Below are 14,600 nucleotides of genomic sequence, written 5' to 3'. Positions count from 1 at the left end.
AAAACCGTATTTTTGCCGCATGGTTATCGAAATCGCGCATTTGGCCGCCCTTTCCGATGCGGCGGCAAAGCTGCTGGACGCTGCCGGTACGCGGCGTGTATTGCTATTCTATGGTCCGATGGGCGCAGGTAAAACGACCTTGATTAAGGCCATTTGCGGGCAACTGGGGGTAACCGACGCCACGGCAAGTCCTACCTTCTCCATTGTCAATGAATATACAACCCCCCGCGGCCCGGTTTATCACTTTGATTTTTACCGCATCAAATCCGAACAGGAGGCATTCGACCTGGGCTATGAGGAGTATTTTTATTCCGGCAACTATTGTTTTGTCGAGTGGCCCGAAAAAATAGCCGGCCTGTTGCCGCCCGATGCCGTTTCCGTTCGGATTGATGCGGAGGCGGACGGAAAACGTACCTGCACGGTTTCCCTGGGTTAAGCTGCCCGGCTCACCGCATACCGACCCGTTGCCGCCGGCCCGGCCTAAAAAATATCCTTTCCATGCAACCTTTTCCCAATTAATTGCATCTTAGCAATAAACGCATCAGCATTGGAGCAAACCGTTGCATTAGATCATTTGTATGAAGGTTGTAAAGCAAACAACCCCCGCGCCCAGGAAATGCTGTATCGCACGCTGGCCTCCGGCATGCTGGGTGTGTGTATGCGTTACGTGAGAACCACTGCCGAGGCCGAAGATGTGCTGCAGGCCGGGTTTATTAAGGTGTTTACCCAGATCGAAAGCTTTCGCGGTGAGGGTTCATTTGAAGGCTGGATCCGCCGGGTAATGATTAACACCGCCATTGAAACGTACCGGAAAAACGGCCGTTCCGTGCAGGTAGTGGAACTGGTGGAAGTAACGGACGCGTCGCAGGAGGCAACAGTGATCGATGCACTCGCATGCGAAGACCTGCTGGCTATGATCCGGCTGTTGCCGGACGGTTACCGGGCCGTATTTAACCTGTATGCCATCGAGGGATATTCGCATAAGGAGATTGCCGAGCTGCTGGACATCAGCGAGGGGGCATCCAAATCGCAGTTATCACGGGCCAGAAACTGGCTTAAAGAACGAATCAAGCAAATAAAAGCATATGAATCCAGATGATAATCCATTTGATCGCCATATCCGGGATAAGATGAAAAATTTTACCCCGGACGTCTCTGCCGGCCTGTGGGATAAGATTGAGGCAGGCCTGGCCCGCCAAACGCCGGACCGGGCTGCGATGTCCGTCCGGCGCCGTACCGTGCCTGTTGCCTGGCGCTGGGCTGCAGCTGCAGCGCTGCTGGTGGGGGTGCTTTCCTACTGGGCCAGCCGTCCGGTACCGGTTATTTACCTGCAGGGCCAAGCAGCGGCGCCGGTGGCTGAAACAGATACACAGCCTGCCGGTCCCGTTTCAGCCAGCCGACCGACCCGGCCGGCTGCATCGGGAATGCCCGGGCGTACCCCGATAGCGCGGGCAACACCACGAAAAACACGGTCGGAGCCGATACCGGCGGTAGCGGTGCCGATACCCGAAGCGGTTACTTCCGAACCAGTCGTAAAGCAAATGTCAACCGCGCGGCCATCGCCCGTCGCGGCCCCATCATCACCCCGCGCCACCCCGGAAGCCGGCAGTTCCGGATCGGATACTTCCGGAGTGCCCGACGTGCAGCCGCCCGTGGTGCTGGACGACACGGCAGCGGAAATGCTGGCATCCGCACCGCGCTCCAATCCGTTCGGCGTGAGCCAGCTGCTGAATTTCGTAGTGGGAACGGTAGACCGAAGGGAAGAAAAAGCGGTGCTGTTTTCCAGCGATAGCGAAGGCTCCATAAAAATCGAATTTAACCTGGCACGAAACCGAAGCAGGAAATAATACGTTACTAAATCAGTCAGATATGAAATACACCAGCCTTACATTAGTTTTATGCACCCTCGCCCTGGCATCCGCTGCCCAGGAACGTCAGCGTGCAGAGCGCCAGCGCCAGCGTGCGATTTCGGCCGACACGGTCATTGTGGAAGACGTGGATACCGGAGAGAAACGCAAGGTACGGATTTTGGTTCCCGGTGAAGACGAAGGCATCATCCGTGTCGGAAGTGAGGAAAAGACATACCGGCTCCAGACGGATGAACCGGAGGAAACAGAACGTGATACCCGGAGCGCGCGCCCCATTTATGGCATTACCCTGTCGCGGATTGATCTCGGGCTGGTCAGGTTAGTAGATAACGGAAGCTTTACGTTGTCCGATAATAACCGCGACTTCCGTTACCGGCCCGGGAAGACGGTTAATTTCGGGTTCGACCTACTGCAGGTGGGCTACCGTTTCAACGACCACTTCCGTATCTTTTTATCCGGCGGGTTTGACTGGACCTATATCCGGTTCCGCGAGAACATCGATCTGCGGGAAAACACCACCCCGCTGGCCTGGGATATCGTCGACCGTAACGAAATCAATTATACAAAGAACCGGCTGACAGCCACCTACCTCCGGCTGCCGCTCACGTTTGAGTGGCGCAGCCGTCATTATGACGGGTTGGGCCGACTGAAATTTGCGGTCGGACCAGAGGGTGGTTTCCTGCTGAAGGGCACCCAGCGCTTCAAAAGCGATGAACTGGGAAAGCAGAAATTTAAGGATGATTACAATTTAGCGCAGTTCCGCTACGGTGCATTTGCCCGGGTTGGTGTAGGCCCTTTTGGTATTTATGCCAAATATTACATTAACGATAGTTTTGAAAACAGTCCGCAGCAGGAAGGACTGCGCAATTTCGCATTCGGGTTGATGTTTGGGTTCTGACAACGCCTCCGCCGACAGGGACCGGCCATCACCGTTGCTGGCAATCCGGTACATTTTTCGTAATTTTGTGCCGTCCCGGTACCTGCCGGGGCGGCTTTTTTATGGCTGTACCCGCTACAAATTCCCCTTCCTGTTCCGTACCCGCCGATGTGCTGCGCGAAGGCCTGGCCTTCATTCATGGTGAAAACGTCGGCCGCTCGTTTTCGGGTAAACAACCGGTTATTGCGGTAAGCGGACTGTCTTTTCAAATCGGGGAGGGGAAAATTACGGCAATTGTTGGTGAAAGCGGGAGCGGGAAGAGTACCTTGCTGCGACTGATTTATGGCCTCTTGGAACTTCAGGAAGGCGAAATCCGCTACCGGGGAAGGAAAGTGCCCGGCCCGCAGGAAAAGCTGATTCCCGGGCATGAGGCCATGCGGATGGTCTCGCAGGGCTTTGACGACCTGAATACCTATGCCAATGTGTGGGACAATATCGCCTCACAGCTGCCGAATACGGATCTGGACGCAAAACAGGCAAAAACCGAACGTATTTTAAGGCAGCTGCGCATCGCGCACCTGGATAAACAGCGCGTTGCCGACCTCAGTGGCGGAGAAAAGCAGCGGGTGGCCATCGCCCGGGCACTGGTTAATGAGCCGGAAGTATTGCTGATGGACGAACCGTTCAACCAGGTAGATGCCTCCTTCCGGGACTCCCTGCAACGCGATATCCGTTCCATTGTGGCAGATACCGGCCTTACGGTGATCCTGGTGTCACACGATCCGGCCGAAGTACTTTCCATGGCCGATGAGCTGATCATCCTGCGTGGCGGGCGACTGGTGGCGGCGGGTAACCCATTGACGCTTTACCAGCAGCCCCCGGATGCTTACACCGCCCGTTTGCTGGCGCGGAGCAACGTGCTGAACCCGATCGAGGCCCTGGTACTGGACATCCGTAGCGGAACCTCGGTAGCCATCCATCCCGAGTGGATTGTCCTGACTCCTGACCCGGCGGGGACGTTTGAGCTGCTGGAAGTGCGCTTCAAAGGATTTTATGAGGAATTGACCGTCGGCTGCAACGGCGTGACGCTTCAGGCAATACACCGGGACATCGGTACTTACCGTGCCGGCATGCGTGCTAACCTCCGGGTCGAGCGGTACCAGCCGCTCGGATGACAGGTAAAATTCAATCCGTATCCAACAGTACCCGTGTCTGCTTTTCGGTCTCTGTTTTTATCCGGAGATCGTGCACCCCGTCAATAATGGCTATTTCCGCATCCCGGTTTTTTGCCGACCGGTGAATGTCCACGGTCTGCCGGTCACGCAGCGCTACATCGTATGCATCCCGCATGCTCATCAGCTTGACCAGTACCGGCAGGCATTCAAAGAAGATAAAAAGCAACATGATAAAGGTGATCGCCGCATAATTGGCGGTATTCACGCTGCCGTCGGCACGGTATTTCAGGTCGCCTAACGCCGCATTCCGATCGGCAAAGCCGGCATGCTGGACCACGCTGTCCAGTCGCGCGCCCGTAAGCAGCCGCTCATCCGATAGGCCTTCCGCTTGTTTTTGTTCCCGGATAAATGTTTCCTGGTGTTGGATGCGCGTGCGTAACGTGTCCAGGTACTGTTCCTGTTTATCCAGGTCGGCCTGCCGTCTTTTGGCATATGGTCCATAACCGGTAATTCCCGAAGTCTCCGGCGTTTTATCGCCGAACGTCTCCTGGTACAGCTTGACGTGCGCCGACTTGATGGCAGCCTCCAGCGTATCCCGTTCGCTGCGCAGGGCGGCCAGCCGCTCCAGTTCCAGGGCGTATTTACGGTCAAATGCGAGATTCAACGTATCCAGCGTGGCGCGTTGCTGGTTCAGGTAATTGGTGGCCAGCTGTTGGCGGATCTCCTTATCGAATATTTTGAGTTCGAGCGGTCGTGAGATGACGATGCCAATCAGGATGGCGAGCAGTATCCGGGGAGTAGCCTGCAGCAGCTGCTTGCCTCCCGGGGCATTTTTATTAATACTGGAAACGATGTAACGGTCCATGTTAAAGATGGCCAGACCCCATAATAGTCCGAAAAATAGTGCATATAAGCCCGCGGGTCCGCTGCCGCTGAACACGAAATACAGCGCATACCCACCCGACAATGCAGCAAAAAGTCCGGTGAAAAATATCGTGGCTCCGATACCGACGTATTTATGCCGTTCGGCGGGATACTGTTCCAGCGTTTCCCGGTGCATGCCGCTGCACCACCAGAAGAAGAGGGTTACCTGTTTCATCGCATCAGGGGTTTGATCGGTTAGACCGCACGGCAGCGATATTGTTACGTTGATCCGCCGGCATAAAGCGGCTGGGTTTACGTGCTATTCCCACGGCGGTACAGACAGTTTTACCACGTTGCCGTAGCTGCTTCGCGCTGAACCCGCCAGCAGTCCGGGGTGAGTCCAGCTATTTACGTAAAAAACTGGACTCACACTGGACTCATTCCGGACTCACCCTGGACTCACTATGGACTCACTCCGAAGAAATGTGCCGGAAGTCTTCACCCTTTCCCATACCTCATCGCCCTGCCGTTCATTGACTTGGTTTCTTCCGGATATTACTAACTTTGGATAAACCGCGTGATACATGATGATACGCCATTTATTATTCCTTGCCGTGACATTGGGCCTTTTGCTGCCGTCTGCCGCGGCACAGTCCCTTCCTGAACAGCTGGATGCCGTGATGCGGCAGCATTATCCATCGGACCGGGTACCCGGAGGTGTACTGGTGGTCAAACAAGGAGATGAACCGGTTTTCAGCCGGGGGTTTGGCTCGGCGGACCCGAAAACAGGTGCCGCCATAAAAGCCGATACGCATTTCCGCATGGCCTCGGTGAGCAAGCAGTTTACCGCGATGGCCGTTTACCTGTTGGCGGAAGCAGGGAAACTAACCCTGGACGATCCGCTGGCGCAGTTTTTTGAGGGTCTTGCCGATACCGTGGGTGCGATCACCATCCGGCAGCTGCTGAACCACACGTCGGGTATCTGGGATTATGAGGCCTTAATTCCCGATTCACAGACCGTACAGGTACTGGATGCGGATGTGCTGCGGCTGATCAGAAGGCAGGAGCATACCTACTTCGCACCCGGTACCCGGTTCCGGTATAGTAACACCGGTTATTGCCTGCTGTCACTCATCGTTGCGAAAGTAAGCGGCCAGCGCTACGCCGATTTTGTAAAGCAGCGTATCTTTTTGCCACTGGGGATGGATGAAGCACTGGTGTATGAACCACAGGTGGAAATCGCCAACCGGGCATATGGTTATCACCCGGATGGAGACCGTTTTGTATTTGCCGACCAGAGCCTTACCAGTGCTGCCCAGGGCGATGGGGGCGTGTATCTGTCGGCACAGGAATACCTGCGCTGGGCCGAAGCATTGCTGGTCGGCGGGTTCCCCTCATCCGCCTATCGGGATTCGCTGGAAGCCGAAAAATCGCCAGTAAATGGGAACGTGTACTATAGCATGGGTTGGTTCATTGGCCGCGAAAAAGATGGGACTGCCTGCCTGTTCCATTCAGGGGAGAGTACCGGCTTCCACAACATCGTATACCTGAACCCGCACCGTGGATTGACAGTCGCGTTATTCACTAACCGGGATGACATGGAAATAGCTGGGATTTTCGAGCGGGTGGCACAGCTTATAGGGATCAACCCCCAGGTAGCGGCGACCGGCGAATCCGTGTCGCTTTTCCGCTGGCTGAATGAAGTCTATTAGATTCCTGCCGAATTAAATTGCAGATCGTACAGGCGTTTGTAATAGCCGTCGATGCGGAGTAATTCCTGGTGTGATCCCATTTCTTTCATTTCCCCTTTGTCCAGCACGATAATTTTGTCGGCTTTCTGGATGGTCGAAAGGCGGTGGGCAATCACAATGGAAGTACGCCCTTTCATTAGTGTGTCAATGGCCTGCTGGATCAGGATTTCGGTCTCGGTATCGACCGCCGATGTGGCCTCGTCGAGCACCAGGATTTTCGGATCGTGCACCAGCGCCCGGATAAAGGAGATGAGCTGGGCCTGCCCCGAAGACAGCGTAGCCCCGCGTTCCTGGACCTGGTAGTCGTATCCACCGGGCAGCCGCTGGATGAAATCATGTGCTCCCACCTGCCGGGATGCCTGAATGATCTGTTCGCGGGTAATATCCGGATTGTTGAGGCTGATGTTGTTCGCAATGGAATCGGCAAACAGAAAAACGTCCTGCAAAACAGTGGCGATGGTACGGCGCAGGAAATTAAGTTCATATTCGCGGATATCCATGTTGTCGAGCAGAATGGCGCCCCGGTTCACCTCGTAAAACCGGCTCAGGATATTGATGGTAGATGATTTTCCGGCCCCGGTGGCACCAACAAGTGCCAATGTCTCTCCCGGTCGGATATGGAAATTCAAGTCTTTAAGCACCCACTTTTCCTCGTCGTAGGCGAACCATACCTTGTTGAACGTGATTTCGCCACGGACGTGGGCGGGCTGTTGCCGCCCGTCATTGGCTGATTTTTCGTCGGTGTCGAGTACGGCAAAGATGCGCTCGGCACTGACCATGCCCATCTGCAGCGTATTGAATTTATCGACGAGTTCCCGGATGGGGCGGAAAATCATGTTTATGTACATGATGAATGCGACGATGACGCCCGGTGAAAGCCGGTCGGCCAGCACTTCCCTTGAACCGTACCAGACCAAGAGCCCCAGGGCAATGGCCATGATGATTTCGATGACCGGGAAGAAAATCGAGAAATACCAGTTGGCCCGGATATGTGCGTTACGGTGTTCGGCATTGGTTGCCTTGAATTTCCGCATTTCCTGTTCCTCACGGGCAAAATACTGAATGATGCTGATGCCGGAAATGTGTTCCTGGAGAAAGGTATTTAAGTTGGAAATCCACTGACGCACGTCCTGGAAAGCCGATTTCATGGCCTCTTTGAAAACGTATGTGGCGCCAATCATCAACGGCATGGGAATCAATACGATAAGTGTGAGTTTCCAGTCGCTGTAAAACATAACGCCGAGGATAACGACCAGTTGCAGCACGTCGCCGATGATCTGGAGCAGTCCTTCTGAAAAGATATTGGCAATGGTTTCCAGGTCGGAGATCGTACGGGTAATCAACCGCCCGATCGGTGTGCGGTCAAAATATTTAAGCCGGAGCCCGGTAATATGATTAAACACATCAATCCGCAGGTCGCGGATGACCGATTGCCCTAATGTATTGGTCATCAGCGTGTGAAAATAGCGGATGACCGTCTGGAGCAGCAGCAGTCCGAGCATCAGTATCAGCATCATGCGCAGCCCGTCGGTGTCGTTCTGGAGGATAAACCGGTCCAGCGTATATTCAATCAGCATGGGCAGCGCCGGTGCCACGGCCGCCATAACCAGGGTGAGCACGATGGAACCGATAAAAATACCCCGATAGGGTTTTACATAACGCATGACCCGCCGGAGCAGGTGCGCATCGTATGTTTTACCGGTAACCTGGGACTCGCTCAATTTACTTGTTCTTGGCTGTCAGCAATAGGACAGGATGCAAAAGTACGGATTTTTTTCACGTATCTTACCCGGGAATGTAGGGATATACGACTTCGGTGAGGTACAGGCCGTGAGCCGGTACGGAGGTGCCCGCCGCGCTGCGGTTCCGGCTGGCAACCACGGTATGCATGTGTTCAGGGGGCTTTTCCTTTCGGCCGATTTCCAGGAGGGTGCCCACAATGGCGCGTACCATGTTGCGGAGGAACCGGTCGGCGGAAATATAAAAAATGAGCCTGCCGTCCGGTGTCCATTGCCATTCGGCCCGGGTGAGTTTGCAGGTAAAGGTGGCCACCTGGGTGTTGGATTTGCTGAAACAGGCGAAATCGTGATAATCCAGCAGGTAGCCGGCCGCCTCGTTCATGGCGTCTACGTCAGGAATGCCGTGTACCTGCCAGGACCGCCTTTGCAGAAAGGGGTTCTTGTCGAAGTGAAGGTGATATTCATAAGACCGTTTTACCGCATCGAACCGGGCATGGGCATCCGACGGTACGGCAATCAGCCTTTTGGCCGCAATGTCCGGGGGCAGCAGCGAATTCAGGCTGTGCAGCATCCGCTGCGGGTCAGGTATGTCGTTACCCGCCGCGAGATCGAAGTGCGCATACAGCTGCCGGGCATGTACGCCGGCATCGGTACGGCCGCATCCTGTGGTTGCGATCGGCTGGCGCACCACCACGCCAAGCGCGGCGTCCAGCAATTCCTGCACGGTGCGGGCATTGGGCTGCGCCTGCCAGCCGTGGTAAGCGCCTCCGTCAAAAGCAATTTCAATAAAATACCGTGTTTGCAAGGTTTTCACAGGAACAAAGGTAGGATTTAAAACAATTTTTCTAAGTTTGCCTTATCTAATCGATAATCAGGTTACGTCCTTATGATACAGCGCATACAAACTATTTGGTTGTTTCTGGCTTCTGCCACCATTTTTGCGTTATTCCTTTTTCCCTACCTGCAATATGCAGATCTTGCCGGCATGGGCCAGGCGCTGAAGGTGACGGGAAAATACCGTGGATTTGAAGGACAGGCCATCCGTGAGGAATGGTTTCTGCTGCAGACCATAGCTACGGTGATACTGGGCATCTTTCCTTTGTACATCGTTTTTCAGTATAAACAGCGCAAGCTGCAGGTGCAGCTGATTGTGCTCGAGCTGGTACTGATTCTCCTGTTCGGCTTTTGGCTGTATTCGTCGGCAAGTACGGCGTTGACCGAAGCCCGGCAGTTCCTTTCGGCCCGGAACATCGGCGTCGGCTTTTTCCTGCTACCCATTGCGATGATCTTTCTGTTGATGGCCATGGGCGGGGTGCGCAAGGACGAAAAACTAATCAAGTCGGCCGACCGGCTCCGGTAACACCACCGCATGAAATTGAGCTCCCGACTATACCTGCTGATCCTTTGCATGGCGCCCGTTCTGGCGGCGGCACAGTCGGGGAACGCTGTAACGGGCCCGACGGATTCTGCTACCGTGGTGGTGGACAGTGTGCAGTTCGACGTGGTGGACTTCCGGATCGACTCAGCTACGCACACCGCGACTGTAGAGATCACGCTGACTAACCTTAAAGCCAATCCGCGCGAACTGAAGATCAACGTTTATGGTACCCAGCTGGTCGACGATCAGCAGAATGCATATTACTTTTCCACCATGGCTTTGGGACAGGTACGCATGCGGTTCACGGACCGGCAGAATTACCTGCATTACGTACTGCAGCCCCGTACGGCAGTTCCGTTAACTGTTACGGCGGAACGCATTGCGCCGGATGCCAAACGGATAGCGGTAACGAAAGTGGTATTTGAAGACCGGTCGGAAGTGGGCCGGTTTTTGGATGTTTACCTGGCCAATTGACCTACCGGTACCGGATCTGCTGCTTATCCATCAGCCCCATCTGGTCTTTCATCAGTTTGATCTGGTCGGCCAGCAGTTTGTTCTTGTCTGCTTTTTTTGCCTCCTGCAGGTATTTGGTAGCTTCCCTTTTATTGCGCTTGGCCATAGCAATACCGGCCAGGCTTAATTTCGCCAGCGCAACGTTGTGCCCCATGTGCAGGCCCAGCGTCAGTGCCCGTTTGAAATATTTTTCCGACTGGAGCGGTGCTTTCTGGGATTCGAGCAGGCCAAGTAGCAGGTGGTAATAACCATGCTGCGCGCGGATGAGTTGTTTTTCATACTGCGTAATGTTCCCCAGCCACTTAGCGGCTTTTGGCATATTTTCTTTGCGCAGGTAAAATTGCGCAATAAGCATGTTCTCGTTGAAAAAAACGGTGACGAATGCGATAAGGGTAAGGAAGATACCCAATATTCCCCAGCCCCACTCGCCATAAATGAATAAGGCCACGGTGCCCAGCAGCAGGAGTGAAGAGAGGATAATTCGAACAATATTTGACATGTAATCTATTTCTTTGCGTAACCCAACAAAATAAAAATTAGGCAAATATCCGTTTATTTGGGCGCTTCTACAACCTGTTTTCTTTACATTTTGTAAAATTTATTTATTTGTACCGACTGTTTTCAACCGGGTATTGCCAAATAAAGAATATATTGCCAACGCATATGAACATTCAATTAGAAAGCAGTTGGAAGGCCGTACTGGGGCCGGAATTTGAAAAACCCTATATGCAGGCACTTAAGGGGTTTTTAAAATCCGAATTGCAGCAGCACGCCGTCTTTCCGCCGAACCGGCTCATTTTTAACGCATTTGAACACACCCCATTTGATCGGGTAAAGGTGGTGATCCTGGGACAGGACCCATACCACAACGTCGGGCAGGCCATGGGGCTATCCTTTTCGGTGCCCCGTGGCATTGAAATCCCGCCGTCACTGCGGAATATGTATAAGGAATTGCAGACGGATATCCCGGATTTCCGGATTCCGGACCATGGTGACCTGACGGCCTGGGCCGATCAGGGGGTACTGCTGCTTAATGCAACGCTGACGGTGCGTGCGCATACCGCCGGATCACATCAGCGGAAAGGATGGGAAACGTTTACCGATAAGGCTATTGCCGAATTGTCGGCGCAACGCGAAGGATTGGTTTTTCTGCTGTGGGGGAGGTATGCCAAGGACAAGGCGGCCTTAATCGATTACCGGAAGCACCATATCCTGACCGCCGCGCACCCCTCGCCGTTATCAGCCCACAATGGTTTCTTCGGATGCAGGCATTTTTCCAGGGCCAACCAGTTTTTGGAACAGCACGGACGAAAGCCGATCGACTGGCAGGTCTGATCAGTACTCCATGGGCACGATGGGTTCTTTCTTGCTGGTCGACATGATCATCATCGTCTGGAATGTTTTCACGTAGGGAATCTTGCTTATTTTTTCCATGATGACGGCCTCGTAGGCTTTGATGTCTTTTACATATACCTTCAGGATAAAATCGCACTGGCCTGTTACGTGGTGGCACTCGGTCACCTCTTTGATGTGCTGCACGGCGGCGACAAACTCCGGAATGGCATTATGCGTGTGGAAGTCGAGGGAAACCTGGATAAACGATTTGATGCCCAGTCCGAGTTTCTCTTCGTCGACAAAAGCATGGTAGCTTTTGATGTATCCTGAGTTTTCCAATTTACGTACCCGTTCCAGCGTGGGAGCAGGCGAGAGGCCGATGCTCGACGCTAACTGTAGATTGGTGATTCGCCCATTTTCCTGCAGCAATTTCAGGATTTTGAAATCGGTTTTATCGGGTTGGAAAGGCATAACTGTGTTTTTAATATGCTAAACAGGGCAATATACCAAATTATATTTGGCAATAATACAATTAATTTTTGAAGAATTGATGCGCGGTCACGGTGCCTGGCCCCACGGCACCGGATGATGGGCGAATTTTCCATTATCACCGATTTGTAAAAATACCGGATCGATGGGATGGAAACCGCAAATCTGCTTGATTTTCGCTATTTTACACGAAAAGAACGGCGTATGCATAAGGTTTATTGCGGCCAAAACCGTAACTTTGCAGGGCTAAAGCGGAGATGCCGCCAGCCGTTATGATGTTTACATTTTGTGAAGGAGCATTATGAGTACAAAAGACGATGAAATGTTAAAAGAGCTCGCGCTCGAAGAGTATAAATACGGGTTTACCACCGATATCGAAATGGATATTGCCCCCAAGGGGCTGAATGAGGATACGGTGCGCTTAATCTCAGCAAAGAAAAATGAACCGGAATGGCTGCTGGAATGGCGGCTTAAGGCGTTGCGCCATTTCATGAAGATGGATATGCCTGCCTGGCAGAATTTTACGCTTCCGGAAGTAGACTTCCAGGATATTTCCTACTACGCGGCTCCCAAAGCGAAACCCAAGCTGAACAGCCTGGATGAAGTGGACCCTGAATTGCTTTCTACCTTTGAAAAGCTGGGGATTCCGCTTGATGAACAGAAAGTACTGGCCGGCGTGGTTGCCGTGGATGCGGTGTTTGACAGCGTGTCGGTAAAAACCACATTCCGTGAAAAACTGAAGGAACAGGGTGTTATTTTCTGTTCTTTTGGCGAAGCGGTACAGGAGCATCCTGAGCTGGTGAAACAATACCTTGGCAGCGTGGTGCCGCAGACGGACAACGTATATGCGGCATTGAACTCGGCCGTATTTTCCGACGGCTCGTTTGTGTATATCCCCAAGGGGGTGCGCTGTCCGATGGAGCTTTCCACCTATTTCCGAATTAATGCGGAAAATACCGGCCAGTTTGAGCGGACGTTGATCATTGCCGACGAGGGAGCCTATGTCAGTTACCTTGAAGGATGTACGGCCCCGATGCGGGATGAGAACCAACTGCATGCCGCGGTTGTGGAACTGATCGCGCTGAAGGATGCCGAAATTAAATATTCAACCGTGCAGAACTGGTATCCGGGCGATAAGGACGGCAAAGGCGGAATTTATAATTTCGTGACCAAGCGCGGCATATGCAAAGGCGATAACAGCAAAATCTCCTGGACCCAGGTAGAAACCGGATCGGCGATTACCTGGAAATATCCGGGTGTAATCCTGAAAGGCGATCATTCGGTCGGCGAGTTTTATTCCGTCGCCCTGACGCGTAACAAGCAGCTTGCGGATACAGGTACGAAAATGATTCACCTGGGTAAGCATACGCGCAGCAAGATTGTGTCAAAGGGCATATCGGCGGGTACCAGCCACAACAGCTACCGCGGACTGGTGAAGATTGGTCCCGGTGCGGACGGCTCCCGTAATTTTACGCAATGTGATTCGCTGTTGATCGGTGACCGCTGCGGTGCACATACATTTCCCTATATCGAAAACCGGAATAGAACGGCTACGCTCGAACACGAAGCAACTACGTCCAAGATCGGGGAAGACCAACTGTTCTACCTTACCCAGCGGGGGATCGACCCGGAGAAAGCGGTGGGCCTGATTGTCAACGGGTATGCCAAGGAAGTGCTTAATCAGCTCCCGATGGAATTTGCTGTTGAAGCACAGAAACTGCTGGCAATTTCCCTGGAAGGCAGTGTCGGGTAGGTGTCCGGGCGGCTCCATTTGAATGAAATTAAACGCAAATAATTTATAGTACGCAAAATAGAATGTTAACAATCAATAATTTACACGCAGCAGTCGAAAGTCAGGAAATCCTGAAGGGCTTAAATCTGGAGGTAAAGGCGGGCGAGGTACATGCCATCATGGGACCCAACGGTTCGGGCAAGAGTACGCTCGGGAATGTGCTTGCCGGACGGGAGTCCTACGAAGTGACTGCTGGCGAGGTGTTGCTGGACGGGAAGGATTTGCTGGAACTCTCGCCCGAAGACCGGGCGCGCGAAGGCGTATTCCTGGCCTTCCAATATCCGGTGGAGATTCCCGGTGTATCCAATATCAACTTTTTGAAGACCGCGCTGAGTGAAATCCGCGCTTACAAAGGCTTACCGCCGCTGGAAGCCCGGGATTTCCTGAAGCTGGTAAAGGAAAAACAGCAGCTGGTCGAGTTTGATGCCAAGCTGGCTAACCGGTCGTTGAACGAAGGGTTCTCGGGCGGTGAAAAGAAACGCAATGAAATTTTCCAGTTGGCGATGCTGGAACCGAAGCTGGCCATTCTTGATGAAACCGATTCAGGACTGGATATCGATGCCCTGCGCATTGTGGCCAGCGGGGTAAATCACCTGCGCTCAAAGGATAATGCCTTCATCGTGATTACCCACTACCAGCGGCTGCTGGAATACATTGTTCCGGATTTCGTACACGTGCTGTATAAAGGACGTATTGTACGTTCAGGTACCAAGGAACTGGCATTGGAGCTGGAAGAAAAAGGATACGACTGGATTAAAGAAACTGTTGGGGCGGAAAACGCTGTTTAATAAAATAAGACGGTATTATCGAACGCCACTA

Annotated in this window: 16 protein-coding genes; 11 read left to right on the top strand and 5 right to left on the bottom strand. The window is 53.1% G+C overall.

The window, feature by feature from the left end; translation table 11 throughout:
- Window positions 1-19: 19 nt before the first annotated feature.
- The 5 genes from tsaE (at window position 20) to ABWO75_RS00280 (ending at window position 3,920) form a co-directional block, all read left to right on the top strand.
- Window positions 20-436: a tRNA (adenosine(37)-N6)-threonylcarbamoyltransferase complex ATPase subunit type 1 TsaE gene (gene tsaE / locus ABWO75_RS00300; RefSeq protein WP_353181380.1), complete on the top strand. Its 417-nt coding sequence runs from the start codon at window positions 20-22 to the stop codon at window positions 434-436.
- 111 nt (window positions 437-547) lie between these two features.
- Entirely contained in the window at window positions 548-1,099 is a 552-nt protein-coding gene (locus tag ABWO75_RS00295; protein WP_353181378.1) for an RNA polymerase sigma factor, read from the top strand.
- Between the two features lie 31 nt (window positions 1,100-1,130).
- A complete protein-coding gene (locus tag ABWO75_RS00290; protein WP_353181376.1) occupies window positions 1,131-1,847 on the top strand; it encodes a hypothetical protein in 717 nt (238 codons plus the stop codon).
- A gap of 22 nt (window positions 1,848-1,869) precedes the next feature.
- Window positions 1,870-2,766, top strand: a complete 897-nt coding sequence (locus tag ABWO75_RS00285) for an outer membrane beta-barrel protein (protein WP_353181374.1) — start codon at window positions 1,870-1,872, stop codon at window positions 2,764-2,766.
- A gap of 101 nt (window positions 2,767-2,867) precedes the next feature.
- Window positions 2,868-3,920, top strand: coding sequence for an ABC transporter ATP-binding protein (locus ABWO75_RS00280; RefSeq protein WP_353181372.1), 1,053 nt, complete (start codon window positions 2,868-2,870; stop codon window positions 3,918-3,920).
- A 10-nt stretch (window positions 3,921-3,930) separates the two neighbouring features.
- Here the strand turns inward: ABWO75_RS00280 and ABWO75_RS00275 are convergent, their stop codons facing one another.
- The gene (locus tag ABWO75_RS00275) at window positions 3,931-5,019 is read right to left on the bottom strand and encodes a DUF4407 domain-containing protein (protein WP_353181370.1); all 1,089 of its coding nucleotides are present in this window, start codon (window positions 5,017-5,019) and stop codon (window positions 3,931-3,933) included.
- Window positions 5,020-5,368: 349 nt separating this feature from the next.
- Here ABWO75_RS00275 and ABWO75_RS00270 point away from each other — a divergent pair, with 349 nt between their 5' ends.
- Window positions 5,369-6,496: a serine hydrolase domain-containing protein gene (locus ABWO75_RS00270; protein ID WP_353181368.1), complete on the top strand. Its 1,128-nt coding sequence runs from the start codon at window positions 5,369-5,371 to the stop codon at window positions 6,494-6,496.
- Here ABWO75_RS00270 and ABWO75_RS00265 read toward each other — a convergent pair.
- Window positions 6,493-8,199 carry an ABC transporter ATP-binding protein gene (locus ABWO75_RS00265; RefSeq protein WP_502922389.1) on the bottom strand — a complete coding sequence of 569 codons (1,707 nt, stop codon included), beginning with the start codon at window positions 8,197-8,199 and terminating at the stop codon, window positions 6,493-6,495. The two genes, ABWO75_RS00270 and ABWO75_RS00265, sit on opposite strands and share 4 nt — an antisense overlap.
- A gap of 121 nt (window positions 8,200-8,320) precedes the next feature.
- Entirely contained in the window at window positions 8,321-9,088 is a 768-nt protein-coding gene (gene truA / locus ABWO75_RS00260; RefSeq protein WP_353181364.1) for a tRNA pseudouridine(38-40) synthase TruA, read from the bottom strand.
- Between the two features lie 72 nt (window positions 9,089-9,160).
- Here truA and ABWO75_RS00255 point away from each other — a divergent pair, with 72 nt between their 5' ends.
- Together ABWO75_RS00255 and ABWO75_RS00250 are read left to right on the top strand one after the other, a co-directional pair.
- Window positions 9,161-9,634 carry a DUF4293 domain-containing protein gene (locus tag ABWO75_RS00255; protein WP_353181362.1) on the top strand — a complete coding sequence of 158 codons (474 nt, stop codon included), beginning with the start codon at window positions 9,161-9,163 and terminating at the stop codon, window positions 9,632-9,634.
- A 9-nt stretch (window positions 9,635-9,643) separates the two neighbouring features.
- Window positions 9,644-10,126, top strand: a complete 483-nt coding sequence (locus ABWO75_RS00250) for a hypothetical protein (protein WP_353181360.1) — start codon at window positions 9,644-9,646, stop codon at window positions 10,124-10,126.
- Window position 10,127: 1 nt separating this feature from the next.
- Here ABWO75_RS00250 and ABWO75_RS00245 read toward each other — a convergent pair whose 3' ends face one another.
- Complete coding sequence (locus ABWO75_RS00245) at window positions 10,128-10,664, bottom strand: DUF2892 domain-containing protein (protein ID WP_257657357.1); 537 nt, start codon at window positions 10,662-10,664, stop codon at window positions 10,128-10,130.
- Between the two features lie 164 nt (window positions 10,665-10,828).
- On the opposite strand from ABWO75_RS00245, the gene ung reads away from it, so the two are divergent.
- Entirely contained in the window at window positions 10,829-11,500 is a 672-nt protein-coding gene (gene ung / locus ABWO75_RS00240; protein ID WP_353181358.1) for a uracil-DNA glycosylase, read from the top strand.
- Here ung and ABWO75_RS00235 read toward each other — a convergent pair whose 3' ends face one another.
- Complete coding sequence (locus tag ABWO75_RS00235) at window positions 11,501-11,971, bottom strand: Lrp/AsnC family transcriptional regulator (protein WP_257657355.1); 471 nt, start codon at window positions 11,969-11,971, stop codon at window positions 11,501-11,503.
- Between the two features lie 319 nt (window positions 11,972-12,290).
- Here ABWO75_RS00235 and sufB point away from each other — a divergent pair, with 319 nt between their 5' ends.
- Complete coding sequence (gene sufB, locus ABWO75_RS00230) at window positions 12,291-13,742, top strand: Fe-S cluster assembly protein SufB (protein ID WP_353181355.1); 1,452 nt, start codon at window positions 12,291-12,293, stop codon at window positions 13,740-13,742.
- A gap of 62 nt (window positions 13,743-13,804) precedes the next feature.
- A complete protein-coding gene (gene sufC, locus ABWO75_RS00225; RefSeq protein ID WP_353181353.1) occupies window positions 13,805-14,569 on the top strand; it encodes a Fe-S cluster assembly ATPase SufC in 765 nt (254 codons plus the stop codon).
- Window positions 14,570-14,600 lie beyond the last annotated feature (31 nt).

This window comes from Parapedobacter lycopersici, assembly GCF_040395035.1.
GTDB lineage: Bacteria > Bacteroidota > Bacteroidia > Sphingobacteriales > Sphingobacteriaceae > Parapedobacter > Parapedobacter lycopersici_A.
The sequence above is the reverse complement of the archived record's forward strand: the minus strand, read 5'-3'. Positions and strand labels throughout refer to the sequence as shown.